The following is an 18427-nucleotide window of genomic DNA, read 5'->3' as shown; positions in this document are numbered from 1 at the left end:
CACCGTGGCCACCCGACCCTCCACCGCCGGCACCCGCGCCTCCCAGGAACTGCTGGACGTCACCTTCATCGACCACATGCGCCCGGCCGCGACCGCCGGCACGTACACGATCGAGGTCGAACACGTCCTCAAGGAGGGCACCACCCCGGTCGACGGCAGCGCCCCGCTGCCCTGTGCGCACGAAGAGTTCGAGATCCGCGCACCGCAGTTCATGCTCGACGGCGCCACCGTGCAGGCGGTCTACCCGGCCCGCGGCGCGAGCGGCGACTTCCGGCATGTGCTGCCGCACATCACCCTGACCCGCGCATACCTGCCGTGGGAGCGGGAGCCGAAGTGGTCGCTGGCCCAGCGGCGCGCACCGTGGCTGACGTTGATGCTGTTCCGCGCCGGGGAATTGCCCGATGACCCCGAGGCGCTGGCTCTGACAACGGAGCGGACGGTGCGGGAACTACGCGCGGACGACGAGGAGACGGTGCTCGGTCCAGAGCTGACCGGACTCGACGACCCCGCGCTGGCAGGCAACTGCCGCACCATCGACGTCCCGGCGGCGGTGTTCGAGGCCGTCCTGCCGAGAGAACAAGAGCTCTACTATCTGGCGCACGTCCGCGACGTCGACGAACCCAAGCTGCTGGCCGACGGCGAGGTCCTGACCAAGGGCACCTTCAGTGTGGTCACCGCCAACCGGTTTCCCCGCGGTGAAGGCGACCATGTGGCGCATCTGGTGTCGTTGGAGGGCTTTGACAAGCATCTGGGCGGGACCCTGCCCGGCGGCATCCGGCACGTGCGGCTGGTGACACTGTGGTCGTGGTCGTTCCGCAACGATCCGGCAGCCGCGTTCGACGGGGCCGGGATCCTGGCGAACCTGGTGGCGCCGGGCGACACCGACGCGGAAAACCTGGCCCTGCGGATGCCGCGTCCGGCGAACGCCCCCGGCACGCCGAGCGCGGAGGAAGCGTACGCACTGGAGCGGCTGCGCCTCGGGTACGTGCCGGTGCCGCACCGCCCCCTCACCGGGGAACACACCTACGCCTGGTACCGCGGCCCCTTCACGCCGCTGACCGCGCAGGACGTCCCGGACCTGGACACCTCCAACGCGCACACCACCGCCGACTTCGCTCTCGTCTACGACCAGACGTACGGCGTCTTCGACGTCTCCTACGCCGCTGCCTGGACGCTCGGCCGGACCGTGGCGCTGGCCGACCCGTCCTACGGGAAGGAGATGACGCGGGCGCGGCGGGAGCTGGCGAACACGGCGGTGCGGATGATGGCCGTGGCGAACGACCCGGTGCGCTCCGCGGCCGGCGTCTCGTCGGCCGACGGCACCCGGTTCGGTCTCGGCGCCCTGGCCCGCCTGGCCGCGCACCGCGGCGGCCGGACGCTGGCCGATGCGCTCGGCGCCCCGCAGCTCCCACAGGAGGCGGTGCCCGAACCCACCCCGTTCGCCCGGCTGAGCCGGGCCGACGCCCGCGCCTCGCTCGATGAGGACGGGCGGGCCGCGACGCTACTGTCGGTCGCTCGCCACCGGGCCGGAGCACTGGCCGACCGGCTCGACGAACTCAGGGCCCTGCGATCAGTGCCGTTCTCCTACCTGGTGCCGGACTTCCGGATGCTGCCCGAGGAGTCGCTGCGCCTGTTCCGCGTCGACCCGGTGTGGATCGACACGCTGCTGGCCGGGGCTCGGGACGTCGCCGTGCACACCTCCCTCGACCAGCGCTGTGACCGGTCGTTGCGGGCCGCGACGCTGTCCGGGGACCGCTCCGGTTACCCGGCGGCCGGACTGCTGATGCGCTCGGGCCTGGTGCCCGCGTGGCCGGACATGGCCGTCGTCGCCCGAAAGGGGACGCGGCAGCTGACGGAGATCCGGCGCGAGTTGGTGGCCTCGGACATGCTGCTGTGCTTGTTCGACGACGTTCCCGACCGTGTCCTCATCCGCGAACCGAGTGAGGGCATCCACTTCGGTGTCGACACCGACGCCGCCGGGCGCGAGGTGATCGGTCTCCGCCAGCTCCAGACAGGCCAGGACCCGCCCCTGGGCGCCACCTTGCCCGGTGAGTACTTCCCCGCCGGCTCGGACTCGGTGTTCTCCCTGTACCTGCGCCCGCCGCAGGAAGGCGGCGTCGCCGACGTCCTGCGCCTCGAAGGAGACGACGGTCTGGTCAAACGGCTGGCGCAGGCGCACTCGCTGTCCGACCTGCATCCGGCGCAGCTCGCTGTGCAACTCGTCAACGCGCCGCTGGAGCAGCGGCTGATGCCCGGCCAGGACTCGTGAAGGAGACCCCCGAGATGAGCGAAGCCATCGAGCCCGCCCCGGGCGCGGAGCCGGGCGACGCGACCGACCTGATCGTCCCCGTCCGGCTGCACGCGCTGGTCTCCAACGACCTGGTGAACTCCGCCGGCGGGCCGTTCTCCCGCTGGCGCACGGACTACGAGCTGATGCTGGAGGAAGGCACCCCGCCGGAACCGTCGGCCGGGCAGGGCGCCGAAGAACAGGTGCCCTTCGGCGTACGCCTGCAGTGGCAGTTCCCCGAAGCACTCGCCACCGGCCACTACGACGAGAAGACCGAGGAGACCACGTTCCCGCTGGTGCCGAACCGGTGGCTGATCGTACGGTACTTCGACCCCAAGGGGCAGCCGGCGCCGGACAACCGCAACACGGTGCACGCCAAGGGCTGGCTCGTGCACAGCGACTACCTGGAGAGCGACTACCCCGACCGGGACGACTTCGCCAAGCTGAAGGTGCCGCGGCTGCGGGAGCCGGAGTCGGCGGAGACGACGTTCCTCAGCCTGGTCACCGACGTCACGGACGAGCCGTGGACCGACCCGGGACGGCGCGCGCCGTACCTGACCGCGGTCGGGCCCGGACTGCCGGCCTTCGCCGCCTACGAGCCCTACCACGACGGCGTCTTCTCCTTCCACGACGACCTCGAAGACCTCAAAGACGGCGTGATCGACACGTATCCGCCGGACAACCGGCTGTCCTACCTGGCCGTCGGCTGGTACTCCGAGCAACCCGCCGACATCCTGGCGCAGGCGCTCACCATTCCCGGCCTGCTGCCACCGGACCGCACCGACCCCGAGGCCGTGCTGGCAGCGCTCGGGTGGGCGCTGCCCGGCACCGCCCCCGGCACTCTGCGCAACACGCTGTATGTCGGCACCGCGCTGGGTGTCACCTGGCAGCAGCGGAACTACCTGCCGCCGTCGGACAAGCCCGATCCCGTCAACGACCCCCTCAAGGTCGCCGTCGGGCACAGCGTCGGCGACGCCGCGGCCGCACTGACCACGCTCCAGACCCGCTCGGCCGAGACCGGTGATCTGCTGTCAGCCCTGTACCACGGCACCATCGACTCCTTCGACGACCCCGGCGGGGACGACGAGCTGGACGAGGCGCTGCGCAGCACCTGGTTCGCCGGGCACGAAGCCGGCTACACCTGGCGGCTGGTGGAGCGGCGTGACGAGGGCTTCGACGACGACGCCCCAGGCAGCGCCGCAGCACGCCGTGCCGCGCGGACGAGTGATCCGCAGTGGCTGGTACGGCTGAACGACCAGCAGATCGCTTACGACACCGAGCTGCCCAAGCTCCGGAGCCTGCAATGGCGGACCTGGACCCTGTGGTTCCTGCGGAACCGGGCGACGCGCGAGGGCGCGCACGCGCCGGGCTTCGACGCGTCCGCCGACGCGCAGCTCGACCCGGCGGCGAGCCCGGACGGCACGGCGTCCATCGCCAGGCTCACCAAGGCGCAGTACGAGAAGGTCGCGGCGCTCGCAGAGGGACTGCCGCGCGGCAACACGCCGGAAGAACTGGAAGCGGCGATCGCGGATTTCACCGCCCGGCCGGACATCGACGTCCCGGAGGGGACAGCACTCCAGCGTGAGATGTCGGAGAACTACTACACACCGGCCGACCCGGTGGTCGTCGTCGAAGGCGCCAACATCACCGATCCGCTGGCGCACGACGAGCCGCTGCCCGTGCGGCTCGCCGGGGACCTGCTGCACTCCCTCAAGATCGACGGCTCGTTCGAGGACGTACCGGCAACCCCTCCGTCTCCACAATTGGACGGGTTCCCGCCGCCGGTCAGCTCGCTGCTCGCAGAATTCGCGCTGCTGGACAAGGCGGCGTGGACACCGGCCGCCGCCCCCGGCCCGACCGCGCTGCACAACGCGATCGCTCATCCCGACCTCAACATCACCGGAAGCCTGGCCGCGTACACGGCGTACTGGAAACAGCCCTGGCTGCCGATGTACCTCCAGTGGGACGTGCGGTATGTCCCCACACCGTTCCGGACCGAGGACACCGAACACTGGGAGTTCGACGGCAACGCGTACACCTGGAAGGGCACCGGATCGACCGCCCAGGACGCCTCGTCGTCACTGCGACGGATCTTCAAGGGCCGGTCCTTCTTGACACCGACCGTGCGCTACGCGGTGGAACGGCAGCTGGACCGGTACCTGCAGACGTATCCGGACGCCGAGGCCATGGGCGTGCGCCAACTCCGCCACGACGCATCCGACCTGGACATGCTGTCGCAGACCCTCGACGGATTCCACGACTGGCTGCTGACACGAAGCGGCGAGGCCCGGCCGCTGCGCTCCCGCAACCCGGTCCCGCCCGCCCTGCAACCGCTGCTCGGGGACGCGGCCGCCTGCCCCGCGCCGAGCGGTCACAGCGACACCGACCCCGCCGACGACACCTTCCAGCCCGTCCGCGCCGGGCAGTTCTTCTTCTACGACCTGCGGATCATCGACCGCTTCGGGCGGGTTGTGGACCTCACCAACGCAGCACAGAACAATTACGAGCGCTTTGCACCCGTCCGCTCCCTCAGCGTCCTGCCCGATGCGCGCAAGCCGCTGTATCCGGACCCGATCGGCGCGCAGCGGTTCATCCAGCTGCCGCCGCGCCTGCTGCAGCCGGCACGGGTACGGCTGACCGCCGTGCCCGCCTCGGACGGCGCCGCCTCTCCCGCCCCACCGAGGGCCCGTGACGCGGGGACGCCCGCCACGCCGATCGCCGGATGGCTGCTGGCCAACCACCTGGACGAGACGCTGATGGTCTACGCACCGGATGGCTCGCCACTGGGCGAGATGCGGGTCCTCAACACCACCCGGGCGATCGCCTGGAACCCGCTCCCGCACTCGCCCTTCCCCGACCCGGCATCGCCCGGCTTCACCGCCGCCTACCCGCGCCTGGCCGGGTTCATCGCGGGGCTGCGCGGCCAGACTTCACCACACCTGGCGTTCGCCGCACTGCTGGAGACGATCGACGGCGCGTTCGACGGCATGGTGGACCCGTCGGCCCAGGACGACGCGGTCCCGTCCCGGCTCATCGGCCGCCCGGTGGCCCTGGTCGCCGCCGACCTGGCGATCGACCTGCAAGGGCTGCCGCTGACCGACCCGGCCTGGAGCACCGCCCCGGTCCCGCCCTCGGACGGCGTGGTCGCCGGGACCGCCTCGGTGGACACCGCCTCCGGTCAGGACTATCCGGGCCGCGACGGCTACTACTGGCCAGTCCGGCTGGGCTCGGCCGTGCGGTTGACCGACGGCCTGATCGGCTACTTCGCCTCGGCCACCGGCCCGGACGGCGACATCAGTTACACCACCCTGTTCACCGAGCAGCCGACCGACGCGCACCCCTATCTGCAACCGATCAGCACCGGCCACGGCCTGGCGCTGCCGGCCACGCTCCCCGGCGAGGCAGCCGTCACCCACCACCTCAGCGTCCTGACGAACCCACACGCCGCCGTGCACGCCACCACCGACATCCTGCCGACTGCCCGCCTCGCCCTGGACGCGGACTTCGTCCACGCCTCGCTGGCACGGATGAGGGCATCGTTCCGGCTGCACCCGCTACTGGCCGTGGCCCGGCCGCCGGCCGCGGAGGACGAGGCGGCACTTGCTCGGCAGCCGGAGCAGCGCTCCGGGCTCGAAGCGGACTCGATCGTCATGCCGCACCCGGCGGCCTGGCACGGTGACTGGGCCTGGGCCGAACCCCGGGACCGGGGCGGGGACGTGCCGGAGTGGCTGGAGTTCCCGATCGCGATGGCAGACACGTACGCGAATCCGGGGGAGCCGGTCGCCGAGGCGCGCGCCGGATACCTGCAACTGAAGCCCCGGACCTGACTGAGAGGCCTCTTCTCCATGAGCATCACCGTGCTGGCCGACTCACTGCTGAGCTACGCGGTCGAACCGAACCCCGACCCTCTGACGGTGTCCACGGCCAAGGACCCGGTCATCGGCCGGCTGGACATCACGGTCGGAAGCGCAGACTCCAGCCCCGTCTACTGCAAGAAGATCACCGTCCGGATCCCGATCGGCCCAGGCGCCTCGGCCCTCACCGAGAACCGCGCGCAGCTCACCTCGGCCACCGTCAACAGTGCGGACCGCTGGGTCGCACGTGAGGGTTTCGCCGACGACACGTGGCAGGTGTTCGAGTTCGTGCCGGAGCGGCCGGTGCAGGTCACCGGCCGTGCCGTCACCCTGGCCATCTCACAGATCGAGGTGAACCAAGCGGTCGGCGAGGCAGACATCAAGATCATCGAAGAGACCTCTCCGACCAACGGATCCTTCACCCCGCTGGCAACCGACGCCCCCGTGATGAAATTCCCGGCAGAGTTCCTGTTCCGGAACTTTCACCCGACCAAGATTTTGGTCGCCAACGGCGAGAAAGCCAGCCTGAAATGGGACGGCAGCGCAGACGCCAAGTACACGATGTTCTGGGGCAGAAACACCCGGGACGTCTCGGACGTCCGCGAGTGGACCACGCCCGAACCGCTCACCGCCCCCACCGGCTTCATGCTCCAGGCGACGGTGACCGACGGCGGCCAGACACTGACCCACGCTCTGACCACCGTCGTGATGGTCGAAGGCCCCGACCTCGAAGTGCGGAACCTCGTCGTCACCGGCGACCTCAAAGCCGAGTCGGGGACTGTACGGATCAAGGATCTGCGCGGCCCGTCCGGCGTTCCTCTGAAGATCGACAGTCACACCGAGTTCCTGAAGGGCAACAATGTGACCGTCACGAACCAGCTCACGGTCGGCGGCACCCTCAACGCGAAGGGCAACCTCAACGCCGTCGCCGACGACCGGACGGTTCGCATTCGTGATCTGCGGGGCCCGTACAACGTCCCTCTGAAGATCGACAGCCACACCGAGTTCTTGAAGGGCAACAACGTCACCGTCACGAACCAGCTCACCGTCGGCGGCACCCTCAACGCGAAGGGCAACCTCAACGCCGTCGCCGACGACCAGATGGTTCGCATTCGTGATCTGCGGGGCCCGTACAACGTCCCTCTGAAGATCAACAGCCACACCGAGTTCCTGGTAGGCAACAACGTCACCATCAACGGCCGGCGGGCGCTTCGAAATGGTGACACCCTCCGCTTCGTGAGCCACAGGGGCCGGTATCTTCAAGAGGAGCCCGACCGCAGCGGAGCCGCGAAGCGGAATGCAGAAACCTCACAGTCGCTCTATAGCAACGCCCGCTGGGTGACGCATCATGTCTCCTCTGCCAGCATGTCCCCTGAGGCGGGGGACGACCGAGAATCGCTGGAACCCGCGAAAGCGGAACCCTCCGACGCCGGCACCGAAACCTGATTTCTGAGGCGGCCTACAACTCGCCTTCCTCGGCCTCGGCCACAAAGTGGCAGGCATCCGCCGTACTGGATCGACATCGGGACGGGCCCCTCTCAGCGGGAGCGCCGTTGGATCGGATCCGGCGAGGCATGGAATCTCCGGGCGCCGGTGCGGCGCAGAGCAGCCGGCGTCTGGTACCGGGTCAGCAGCGTGACAGGGGCCCTTCTTGGTGAGGTCCAGGGCGCGCTCCGGCGCGGGGAAGAACGCCAGGAGCTGGGCGTGCAGTCGGTTGATCTGCCGGGTGCTGTCGAGGACGAGGCAGGCGCCGGGAGGTGAGCAGGTGCAGGTCGACGGCGGTCTCGTCGCCCGCCGCAGCAGGCTCACGTCGCGCCAGATTCGGGCCTGGTCGGCGATGATGAAAGCATCCCGGGCATCGGTCTTGCCCTCGCTGCGGTGGGTGGCTGAGGGCCGGTGCACCGTCCGGCCGGCCAGGTAGGCGATCGGCTGGCCGTGGTGGAGCAGCAGGCCGATCAGCGGGGCGGCCAGTCCGTGGTGGGTGTCGACGGTCCGCAGCACGTCCGTCGACACCGCCTGGGCGTCGCCGACGAGTTGGAGCAATTCGGGTTCGTCGTGCAGGACGCGGCGGGTCTGGCACCGCTCGCTGTCCGCGTTGATCACCACGCAGTGGTGGTGCTTCTTGCCGATGTCTACACCGGCCCACAAGTCGGGCACGGCTCCCTCCGGCGCTGTGCGGTTCGCGATGTCGCAGACGACCTCGCCGGCGTTGTCCAACATCAGCGATCAACCCGCGGCTCCCGATTAACGGTCAGGTCGTCAGGGGCCCCGGGTGGCCAAGTTGCCAGAGCTACCCGATCGGCGACGGGAAACGAGCCGTACCCGAAGCCCCCCGGGGCTGACCGGACGCACGAGGGAGCGGCGCGGTCCCGCGCCAGAAGGTAAGCCTCGGCCGGATTCGGGCAGTGAAGTTTTCGAGAGCCATCGAACGCCCGCTGGCAACCAGCTATGCCCGATGCCCAGTACAGCCCACCGGACGTAGGAAGGCGCCCGTGCAGCGCACATAGGGCATGGAACGTGCTTGCCTCGGCGCAATGGCCAACGAGTTCGTCGTCAGAGCGCACCAGGAATCCGGGAACCTGTCGGTTTTGACGGAGCCGGCGTGTGTTAACGGTGCTCATGCTGTCCTGAGGGCGGGCGGTGTGCGGAGGAGCATGTGTTTCGTGCGGGGCGGCCGGGCCCCGTCGGGAAGTCGTGTGGGGTGCAGCGTGCTGTTGTACATGGCCTGGCGAGGCGGGCTGGGGATACGGGGCTGTGGTGGTCGCAGACCGGCAATGGGGTGCAGCACTGGGTGCCTGAGCAGCGAGTGTTCGGTGCGGCGTCGCCGGAGCGGCCGGCGCTGACAGCATGGCGCGATCTGCTGTACCTGGACCGGGCCTGAACCCGGTCGAGGGCATCTGGTCCGTGCTCCGGCGCACCGGCCAGTCCAAGACCGCCTTCACCGACCCCGACCACCTGATCCGCGTCCTGCGATGCCGTCTTCGCGAGCTGCAGTACCGCAGCGACATCATCGACGGATGCCTCACAGCCACCGGACTCACCTTGACGACATCACGCCCAGAACCTCAGTAGAGGGTGTCTGAGAAGTCCCGTTCAAGGCAGGCGAGTCGGTAGTTGCTGTGTTGGGGGAGGCCGGGATGGCCGGGCAGCGTCGTGCATACCCGACGGATCTGTCTGACGCGGAGTGGGCGGTGCTTGAGCCGCTGGTGCCGCCGCCGAAGCCGGGCGGGCGGCGCCGAAACACTCACGTCGCGAGCTCATCAACGCCCTCGCCTACTGGGTGCGGGCGGGCTGCGCCTGACGGTTGCTGCCACACGATCTCCCGCCTTACCAGACCGTCTGTCACTACTGGCGGCAGTGGCGGATCGAGGGCCGCTGGGAGGAGATCCTCGCAGCCCGGCGGGTCCGGGAACGCGTCGGCCAGGGGCGTGAGCCGACGCCCAGTGCCGGGGTGGTGGACAGCCAGAGCGTCCGGGCCACCGAGCGCGGCGGCTGGCACGGTTACGACGGCGGCAAGAAGGTGCCGGCATCAAACGCCACCTGTTGCTCGACACCCTCAGCCTGGTGCTCGCGGCCTGCGTCAGCCCAGCCAGTGTCGGTGACCAGGACGGCGCCGCCGTGCTGCTGGCCCGCTGCGCAGGCTGGTTCCCGCGGCTGCGGCACATCTGGGCTGACCAGGGCTATCGCGGCCGGGACTGCCTGGACTGGATCCGTCAGGGCACCGGGATCACCATCCAGATCGTCCAGCGCGCGGACGGCGGCTTCCGCAGCACGTGGGCCAGGGCCGATGCTCCGCCACGCGTGGTGCCGAGGTTCGCGGTTGTTCCCTGGCGTTGGGTGGTCGAGCGGAGTTTCGCCTGGCTGGGCCGCTACCGGCGGCTGTCCAAGGATTACGAGTACTTGGCCGCCAGCCAGGAGAACGCGATCTACTTGGCGACCGTACTGCTTCTGCTGCACCGCATCGGTAGATCACTGTCCTGACCAGGACTTCTCAGACACCCTCTAAGGGCAATGCCGTTGTCTTACTGCTCGGCGTAGGCTTCTGTGTACTGCTCCCGGGGTGGTGCCGGTGTCTGTGAGTGTGTCTGACTTATCCGGTCTGGGGCTGTTGACCTGGGTGTATCCGCCGGGTCTGGTGGATCGGGTGGTGGCGGCCTGCGGGCGGGTGGAGCAACGCAGACGCCTGCTGCCGGCCCGGCTGGTGGTGTACTTCGTGCTGGGCCTGGCCCTGTTCTCGCCCGCTCCCTATCTGGACGTCATGCGCCACCTGGTCGAGGGCCTGCGGGGGCTGGGACTGCTGGGCGAGTGGCGCATTCCGGCGAAGTCCTCCCTGCTCCGGGCCCGGCAGCGGCTGGGCAGCGAGCCGTTGCGGGTGCTGTTCACCACGACGGCGAAACCGCTGGGCACCGAGGACACGCCGGGAGTGTTCTGGCGGGGCCTGCGGCTGCCGGCGGCGGACGGCACCTGCTGGGACGTCGCCGACACGGTGGCCAACGAGGCCGCCTTCGGCCGCCCGGGCAACGCCCGCGGCCCGGACAAGTGCTCCTTCCCGCAGGTGCGGACGGCCTGCCTGGTGGAGACCGGCACGCACCTGATCCTCGACGCCGAGCTGGCCGGCTGCCGCACCGGGGAAGTCACCCTGGTCCGTCGCCTGCCCCGCTCCTGCGGGCCCAGCCAGCTGGTGCTGGCGGACCGCGAGTTTTTCGGCGTGCCGTTGTGGCGGGCCTTCACCGGAAGTGGCGCCGAGCTGTTGTGGCGGGTGCCCGCCAACCGCGTCCTGCCCGCCGACCGGGTGCTGCGGGACGGCTCCTGGATCTCCCGCCTCCACGCCACGACCGACCGCGCGAAGCAGGATCCGGTCCCCGTCCGGGTTGTGGCCTGCGGGCTCGAGGGCTCCGGCCGTGCGGCGGCCGACGACTGCCGGCTGGTGACCAGCCTGCTCGATGTCCGCCGCTTCCCGGCCCGGCAACTGGCCGCGCTCTACCAGGAGCGCTGGGAGGCCGAGTCGGTCTTCGCCGAGCTCAAGACCCGCCAGCGCGGTGCCCGCACCGTGCTCAGCAGCAAGACCCCGGACGGGGTGCTGCAGCAGATCTGGGCCCGCCTGCTGGTCCACCGGGCCCTGCGCGAGCTGATGTTCCGCACGGCCGCCGCCGGCGGCCTGGATCCGGACCGGATCTCTTTCACCGAGACTTTGCGCTCGGCCTGGCGCAGCGTGACCGTCACGCCGGGCCGTTTTTCCCCCTGATCTCCTGGTCGCCGCGCTGGTCCTGCTCGAGCACGACCTGCTGGAGCGGCTCCTGCCCATCAGACGTCTGCGCAGCCAGCCCCGCGGGGTCAAACGCAAGATGTCCAACTACCGGCTCAAACGGGCCGAACACCACAACTGGCCCCAGCCCACTCGCGTCGGCGTCCAAGCCGTCCGCATCCAACGAGCTCCACCCACGAATCTTTAAGGCAACGGCATTGCCTCTAAGGGTTGTCCCGTAACTGCTGGTCACGGATGAGATGATCTCGCTGTGTCTGGTGTGATCACGGCGTCGGAGCCCTCCTGGACAGCCCCGTTCACCGGGCTGGGCTCGCGCCAGTTCGGCAAGCTGATCACCGTGCTCCGGCGTGAGGGCGCGGACCCGGTGCGCAAGGGCCGGCCCTGGAGTCTGCCGCTGGAGGACCGCGTGCTCCTGGTCGCCGCCTACTGGCGCACGAACCTGACCCTGCGCCAACTGGCTCCGCTGTTCGGGGTGTCGAAGTCGGCCGCGGACCGCATCATTGACCACCTCGGGCCCGCGCTCGCGCTCCAGCAGCGCAAGCGGTTCCGCAAGGGGCACCGTGCTGATCCTGGACGGTACCCTGGTCCCCACCCGCGACCACAGCATCGCCGAGCAGTCCAAGAACTACCGGTACTCCACCAACCACCAGGTCGTCATCGACGCCGGCCCCCGGTTCGTGGTCGCCGTCGGCCGGCCGCTGCCCGGCAACCGCAACGACTGCAGGGCATGGGAGCTGTCCGGCGCCAAGGACGCCGTCGGCAACACCACCGTGACCGCGGACGGCGGCTACCGGGGCACCGGCCTGGTCATCCCACACCGCCGCGAGAGAGGCGAGGCCGAACTCCCCGCCTGGAAAGAGGAACACAGCTCTTGCCACCGCAAAGTCCGCGCCCGCGTCGAGCACGTCTTCGCCCGCATGAAGGGATGGAAGATCCTGCGCGACTGCCGCTTGAAAGGCGACGGTGTCCACCACGCCATGCTCGGCATCGCCCGGCTGCACAACCTCGTCCTTACTGGGTGACGCAGAAACCAGCAGGTCACCCAGTGCGTCGAAGGTCATTTACGGGACAGACCTTAGGAACGGCCTGCGCGGTACGGCTTTCCGAGAAAGCCTCAACGAATGAATGCCGCCAGTAGGTTTTCCTCATCCCACAGATCGTCCACGACCTTTCGAAGAAAAATCAGCGCATCCTCGACGGAGGCTTTTTGGCAATGCTGCTCCCGTAGGATTCCAGATCTGGCAGGTAGGCTGTTGCGCACACTGGCAAGGTGGTATTCGACCGCGACTCGGGCGTCGCAGAGTGAGGGACGGACACTGAGGCTCGCCGTAATCCTGATGATGTCCTGCGTCGTCCAACCCGACTCCACGTCGTACTCATACACATGTGCGAGAGAAACGATGATTGCGTCACTCTGATGACTGATGGCAACGTCGGGCTTCAGGGTGATTCCATCGCCGAGAGTGAAGAGGAGTTCGAGGGCGAGGCGCCCCAGCTGCTCATTGATGCTCTCCAGCGCCGCGAGAAGGTCGAATACTTCTCGCTGATGCTTGGATTCCAGGTGGTGAGTCATCTTTCTCGTCACCCTTCCAGTTCCTGAAGCACATACGTCATCCGGCACAGCTCGTCCACGGCGTCCTTGAGGAAGGTGACGGCCTCTTCGAGAAGTACGCCGTCGAGCTGCCTCTCGTGCAGGATTCGTTCCCCTTCCGGGATGCTGCCCATCGCGGCGTCGAGACAGACGTCGACGGCGACCCGTGCCGCACAACCGGTTCGTGTCACCGAGAGGCGTGCGTCCAAACTTATCTCATTGAAGGTGGAGAAGTCTTGACTTGTTGGAATTGTCAGCAGGTGATTGAGAAGAACGTGCAGAGTTTCGCCGTTGTCGTCCTTTTCGATGCGGATCTGATGGCTCACGCCGACCTCGCAGCCAAAATCGTGATGCTTCACGAGTTTGGTGCAGAAGCTGGTGAGCCGATCGTGACTTTCCTGTATGTCATCAAGGAAAGTGAAAATGTTTCGGTAGCGCATTTGCGTGCTGTCGTTTTCTTTCCTGGTGGTGGGCTGGCCGGCGGCGCCCCATTGGGACGCCGCCGGCATTTCAGGCTAACTAGCCTTGATTGTGTGCACGACCCATCCTCCCTTGTGGCCACTTCCCTTCTGCTCAATACGTAGCACGATCACTTCGAGCGTATAAGCGTCTTTAACCTCTCCGCTCTTGTGTGCTACACGGCCGATCGGTGCGTCGAACTTCTTTTTCCAGATCCGTTTGAGGCCGTGTGCATGATTCTTCTGTGCCCACTCGTTAGGGCTGAGTTTTCCTTCTTTCAACGTCGCATTGATCAGGTCCTGAGCCCTACTTCCATCTATGGTGGAAGCGTAACCTGAGTCCGTTAGCGGTGCCCGCCTTCTGATGTCGTCATCGGACCTGTCGAGATGCGACTTGGCGTGGGCTCCGTAAATCCCCTCGTCCTTGTCGAGGTCGCCGCAGTTGTGCACCAGCACGGGCGCTTCGCCAACGAGCGGGTAGAAGGTGTGGATACCGTTCACGGTGAGGTTGTAAACCTGCTGGAGTGCGTCCCAAGCGTGGACGTGAATGACCTTGACCCACGAGCCGTTCGCAGTCCGTAGTGTGGTGCCCGGCTTGATCTCGCCGGCCGGGGACCATGCCTTGCGGTCGCCCGTCCAGAAGGGATGGTTGTCCGTAGCGGTGATGGTGCCGGTGGCGTTGCCCCGGGTCCCGTCGGTGTCGACCACGAGTTCCACCAGATGCTTCTCACCGTACCCCACGATGACGTCGTCGACCGGTCGTGCCTCTGTTCGGCCGGTCGCCGGGTCTGTGGCGACCACCTTGTCACCGATCATGATGTTCTTGATCGGCTTGGTGGTCCTGTCGCCCATCAGCACGGGCGTACCGGGTGCGAAGCTGTTCTTCGTCGGGCAGTCGTCGGGCCGCCTCTTGCCGCGACCAAAAGACTTCTTGACGAAACCCCAGAGCTTGGACATGCCCTTGCCGGCCTTGCCCGCGTTGACGAACCCAGCACCCGTTCCCGCGGCGACGCAGGACGTCGCGGCGTCGAGGTACTCCCCGTCCTTCATGTACAGGCCGCAATTGATGCCGTTGGCGGCATTGCTGAGCCCGGGAATGGAGGTACTGCCGACAGCGTCGAGGAACAGCTTGAGGCCGTCGTTCCAGGTGAAGTCCTCTCCGTCCTCCTCTTCCGCGTCTGCTGCCTCCAGCGCGGCATCGTCGGCTTCGATCTCCTTGATGCGCGTCTGTTCCGCGTCGCGGCGCGCCGCCTCCTCCTCTGCGTGCTTCTTGGTCATATAAGCGCTGTGGGCATCGTCGTAGGCCTTGGTAGCCGCGTCAGCGTCCTTGCCTGCCGCCACAGCGTCGGCCTGAGCCCGATCCGCGGCAGCCCGCGCGTCGGCAGCGGAACCGCGCGCCTGTTCGGCCGAGTTCTCGGCGCGAATTGCGGATGCCTGGGCACGAAGTGCCGCCGTGTGTGCGCTTGCCTCGGCCTCGCGTGCCCGCTTTGCGGATTCGGCTGCCTGGCGGGCGGAGGCTTCGGCGCGTTCCGCGGACCTCTTGGCCTGGTCGGCGTACTTCTTGGCCTCGTCGGCAGACTCCTTGGCCTGCTTCTTGTACTCCTCGGCCTTGTCCGCGGCCTTGCGAGCCCGGGCGGCCTGCTCATCCGCCAGGCGGGCGTTCTGCTGCGCCGTGGCGGCCACCGAAGCGGCACCGGCTATCAGACGGTCGATCTGTGCGCTGTGGGCGGCGGCCAGGTTGTCCTTGCGGCGGGCCATGTACTGGCCGGCTTCGACGAAGGTGTGCAGCACCTGTTGCGGGCCGGCCAGTGCGATCTTGGCGGCGGCCTTGGTTTCCGGACCACCGGTGCTGATCAACTGAAGGGCGGCCACCCGCTCGTCCGCGGCGCGGGCGGTGTACTGGCCTTGGTCGAGGAAGGCCCGCAGTTTCTCGGGCGAGCCGTCGTTCAGTGCGGCCTTGGCGGCTTCCTTGACCTGGGTGCCACCGGTGCTGTTGGACCGCAACGCCCGGACCCGGTACTCGCTCTTCGCGGCTTCGTGCTGGCCGGTGCGCAGAAACGCGCTGATGGCCTCGGCACCGCCGGTCAGTGCCTTCTCGGCGGCTTGCCGCACCCCTTCCGAGATGCCTTCGTCGGCGAGCCGCTCGACCCGGGCGTACTCGTCCTGCGCGGTAGCTTCCTTCCGGTGGGTACGTATGTAGGCGACCACCATCTGGTCCGAACCGGCCAGCGCGCCTTCAGCTGCCGCCTGGCTCCACGGGCCACGGTTCTTCAGCGCGCGCAACGCGACCTTGCGGCCCTGGGCGACGATCTGGTCGACGGGTGTGCCGGGGCCCGCGGCCTCGGTGGCGAGCTTGTCGGCCTCGCTGTTCAGCGCCTGGAACTCTTTGGAGGCGGCGGCTTCCTCGGCCTTGCGGCGGTCGTCCTCCTCCTTGAGGTCCGTGGCCTTCTCGACGGCGTCCGCGGTGCGGATGGCCAGGCCCTCGGCCTCCGCCTTGGCGGCCAGTTGGTGGGTGATGCCGGCCTGCTTCACCGCATCGGTGGCGGCATCCGCGGCGATATGGGCAGCCTTCGCGTGAGCTTCGGCCTGGCCGGCTGCCTTGTCAGCCTCACCTGCATGCTTGGCCGCTTCCTCGGCGGCATCGGCCGCCCGCTCGGCGTGCTCGGCCGCCTTGTTGGCGGCGTTGCGAGCCCGCTCCGCAGCGTCTGCGGACTGCCGTGCCAGGGCTGTGGCGGCGTTGGCGGCGCGGGTGGCCTCTGCGGCGTGTCGGCGGGCCTGAGCGGCGGCCGCGCGGGACTCGGCCGAGGCGACCCCAGCCGCGTCGGCGTAGCCGCTGGCCTGACCGGCGGCGGTGGCCGCGGCGTCGGCGTTGGCACTGGCATTCAGGGACGCGGAGGCGGCCTTACCGGCCTCGGTCGCCGCCACCTTCGCCTGGTCGGCGGCCTGGGCCGCCTTCTTGGCTCCCTTGGCCGCATCGCGGGCCGTCTCAGCCGCCTTGCGGGCGGCGGACGCCTTGGAGGCATCGTTGGCCGCGTCGGCGGCGGCACTGTTGGCCCGTGCGGCGGCGTTGGCCGCGCCCGCCGCGGCGGCCGCCGCGCGGGAAGCGGCGTTGGCGGCCACCCGTGCGGCGGCGTTGGCCCGTGCCGCGGCATTGATGGCCTGCTGGGCGGCGCGGGCGGCGCCCCGGGCGGCCTCGGCGGCCTCGTTGGCAGCGGTCGCCGCCTCCAGGCTGTTCTTCTTGGCCGCGGCGGTCTCGTTGGCCGCCTTCTCCGCAGCCTTCTTGGCCAGCGCGGAGGCGGTCACCGCGCGGTCGGAGGCTTCCTTGGCAGCGTCCGTCTCCCGCTTGGCCCGGTCACCGGCTTCTTTGGCCCGCTCGGCCAACTGCTCGACGGTGGCGAGCTCCTGGTCACGGGAGGCCGCCACGTCCTGACCGACGTTGAGGAACTCCTTGATGTCGTCCGCGCTGCCGGACAGTGCGACTTTGGCAGCTTCCTTGGTCGCAGGGCCGCCGGTGCTCAGGAGTTGCAGCACCCGAATCCGGTCGTCCGCCCGTTCGGCGGTGGCGCGTCCCCCGTTGACGAATGCCCGGACATCGTCGGGCGTGCCGTTGAGCGCGACCTTGGCGGCTTCCTGAACGTTGCGCCCGCCGTTGCTGACTGCCTGGAGGGCCTGAATGCGCTGATCGGCTGCCAGCGGTTTCTCCCAGCCGTCCTTGAGGAACGCCTCCAACTCCTCACGGCTGCCGCTCAACGCCTTCTCGGCCGCAGCCTGCACATTGACGCCGCCCAAAGAGTGGATCTTCAGGCCTTCCAAGCGGTCGTCCTGGGCCTGGGCGCGTATCCGTACGTCCGTCAGGAACCGCTGGACGTCGTCGTCGGAACCGAGCAGGGCAGCTTCGGCGGCCGCCTTGACACCCGGCCCGCCGGCCTTCCAGAACTCGACGATCCGACCACGGTCGGTGATCGTCGTCGTACCTGATTCGTCGTCCGTGTCGGCCGCGAAGACAGGTGCGGTGGCCAGGGACCCCGCGACGAGCGCCAGGGGAAGGGAGCCGAGGATCACCACGCGTGAGGCGTGCGTCCACTTTCTTTTCACCTTCACGAGGAAGGCTCTTTGTCTCACCGAGTATGCCTCTCGAACTAGTTGCGCCTGCCATGGCGCAGTAGGGCGCGGTGAGCATAACGCCCCGAACGGTTCGGTCCATCGTGTTGAGGCCGCAAAAGCGGCCCGGTCCGGGGTCCTGGCTGAAAAGTGTGGCCAGATAACGCCGCCGCTGTCGATGCCGAAGTTGGCTAAGTCGTACGCGATCAATGACCGTCTCCATACTGTGACCTGACTCGCGGGCGGCGTTTCCGCCCGGAGTGTTCCGGTGGTACATTCCCGTCCTCCCTTGGATGGGCGCTTATGCGGCCTTATGCCATCGCCCCCAAGACTTCTGGAAGGAACTGCGTTGATACTTCGCGTACGCGGAAAGCGGGCTGTCGGCGTCCTCGCCGCTGCCGCCGTCGTAGCCGGGTTCGGCGGCCTTGCCGCGGCCCAGGCCATTCCACAGCCCGCCGTCGCCGTCGGTGGCGTGCTGTCGTCCGCGGTCGAGGACTTCACGTACCCGGGCGCGGAAGCGATCCTGCAGGACAAGGGCGTGAAGCTCGTCAAGGGTGATGGTCACATCCTTCTGGTCGAGTGCGCGGCCAAGGACTGGAAGATCAAGGTCGAGGCCAACAAGCAGTTCGACACGGTCGCTTACTGCTTCAAGGTGACCGGGAAAAAGGGCAACCTCTCGATGCAGGTTCCCGATGTCACCGGCATCTGGACCGAGAACCAGGTCGTACACGCCAAGGTCACCACGGACGGCAAGACCAAGATCGTAGATACTCCCGGTGGTGCTAACCAGGTAACCCCGGTGGGTATCGCGGATGTCGGTTCCGGCGGTAAGCCCGCCGTGCTGATCGAACTCAACGTTAACGGCTGAGT

9 protein-coding genes and 3 pseudogenes are annotated in these 18427 nt (G+C 68.4%); 7 read left to right on the top strand and 5 right to left on the bottom strand.

The window, feature by feature from the left end:
* Positions 1-4: 4 nt before the first annotated feature.
* Positions 5-2269 carry a hypothetical protein gene (locus JXZ78_RS17380; RefSeq protein WP_050503083.1) on the top strand — a complete coding sequence of 755 codons (2265 nt, stop codon included), beginning with the start codon at positions 5-7 and terminating at the stop codon, positions 2267-2269.
* A 14-nt stretch (positions 2270-2283) separates the two neighbouring features.
* Entirely contained in the window at positions 2284-6114 is a 3831-nt protein-coding gene (locus JXZ78_RS17375) for a hypothetical protein (RefSeq protein ID WP_157851780.1), read from the top strand.
* 1335 nt (positions 6115-7449) lie between these two features.
* Here JXZ78_RS17375 and JXZ78_RS17370 read toward each other — a convergent pair.
* Positions 7450-8361 (bottom strand): IS110 family transposase, encoded by a 912-nt coding sequence (locus JXZ78_RS17370; RefSeq protein WP_050503082.1) that lies wholly within the window; start codon positions 8359-8361, stop codon positions 7450-7452.
* 651 nt (positions 8362-9012) lie between these two features.
* Here JXZ78_RS17370 and JXZ78_RS17365 point away from each other — a divergent pair.
* From JXZ78_RS17365 to JXZ78_RS17355, 3 genes and pseudogenes are all read left to right on the top strand, one after another.
* A pseudogene (locus JXZ78_RS17365) lies at positions 9013-9213 on the top strand (IS630 family transposase); the annotation flags it as partial.
* Between the two features lie 65 nt (positions 9214-9278).
* Positions 9279-10122, top strand: a pseudogene (locus tag JXZ78_RS17360) (IS5 family transposase).
* A gap of 100 nt (positions 10123-10222) precedes the next feature.
* On the top strand, positions 10223-11386 hold the full coding sequence (locus JXZ78_RS17355) for an IS4 family transposase (RefSeq protein WP_208870251.1): 1164 nt from the start codon (positions 10223-10225) through the stop codon (positions 11384-11386).
* Here the strand turns inward: JXZ78_RS17355 and JXZ78_RS17350 are convergent.
* Positions 11361-11639: a hypothetical protein gene (locus JXZ78_RS17350; protein WP_157851779.1), complete on the bottom strand. Its 279-nt coding sequence runs from the start codon at positions 11637-11639 to the stop codon at positions 11361-11363. The two genes, JXZ78_RS17355 and JXZ78_RS17350, sit on opposite strands and share 26 nt — an antisense overlap.
* A gap of 18 nt (positions 11640-11657) precedes the next feature.
* Between JXZ78_RS17350 and JXZ78_RS17345 the strand changes: the two are divergent.
* Positions 11658-12429, top strand: a pseudogene (locus JXZ78_RS17345) (transposase).
* A gap of 92 nt (positions 12430-12521) precedes the next feature.
* Here JXZ78_RS17345 and JXZ78_RS17340 read toward each other — a convergent pair.
* Genes JXZ78_RS17340 through JXZ78_RS17330 form a run of 3 tightly spaced genes read right to left on the bottom strand, consistent with a single transcriptional unit; the run spans position 12522 to position 17557 of the window.
* On the bottom strand, positions 12522-12992 hold the full coding sequence (locus JXZ78_RS17340) for a hypothetical protein (protein ID WP_030024972.1): 471 nt from the start codon (positions 12990-12992) through the stop codon (positions 12522-12524).
* Positions 12989-13507, bottom strand: a complete 519-nt coding sequence (locus tag JXZ78_RS17335; RefSeq protein WP_157851777.1) for a hypothetical protein — start codon at positions 13505-13507, stop codon at positions 12989-12991. The genes JXZ78_RS17340 and JXZ78_RS17335 overlap by 4 nt, the downstream gene beginning before the upstream one ends.
* Positions 13508-13513: 6 nt before the next feature.
* Entirely contained in the window at positions 13514-17557 is a 4044-nt protein-coding gene (locus JXZ78_RS17330; RefSeq protein WP_167745496.1) for a polymorphic toxin-type HINT domain-containing protein, read from the bottom strand.
* Positions 17558-17906: 349 nt separating this feature from the next.
* Between JXZ78_RS17330 and JXZ78_RS17325 the strand changes: the two genes are divergently transcribed.
* Positions 17907-18425: a hypothetical protein gene (locus tag JXZ78_RS17325; protein WP_050503079.1), complete on the top strand. Its 519-nt coding sequence runs from the start codon at positions 17907-17909 to the stop codon at positions 18423-18425.
* Positions 18426-18427 lie beyond the last annotated feature (2 nt).

It is taken from the genome of Streptomyces monomycini, from assembly GCF_022271435.1.
GTDB lineage: Bacteria > Actinomycetota > Actinomycetes > Streptomycetales > Streptomycetaceae > Streptomyces > Streptomyces monomycini.
Note: the sequence above shows the minus strand (reverse complement) of the source record. Positions and strands in the feature narration are given on the sequence as shown.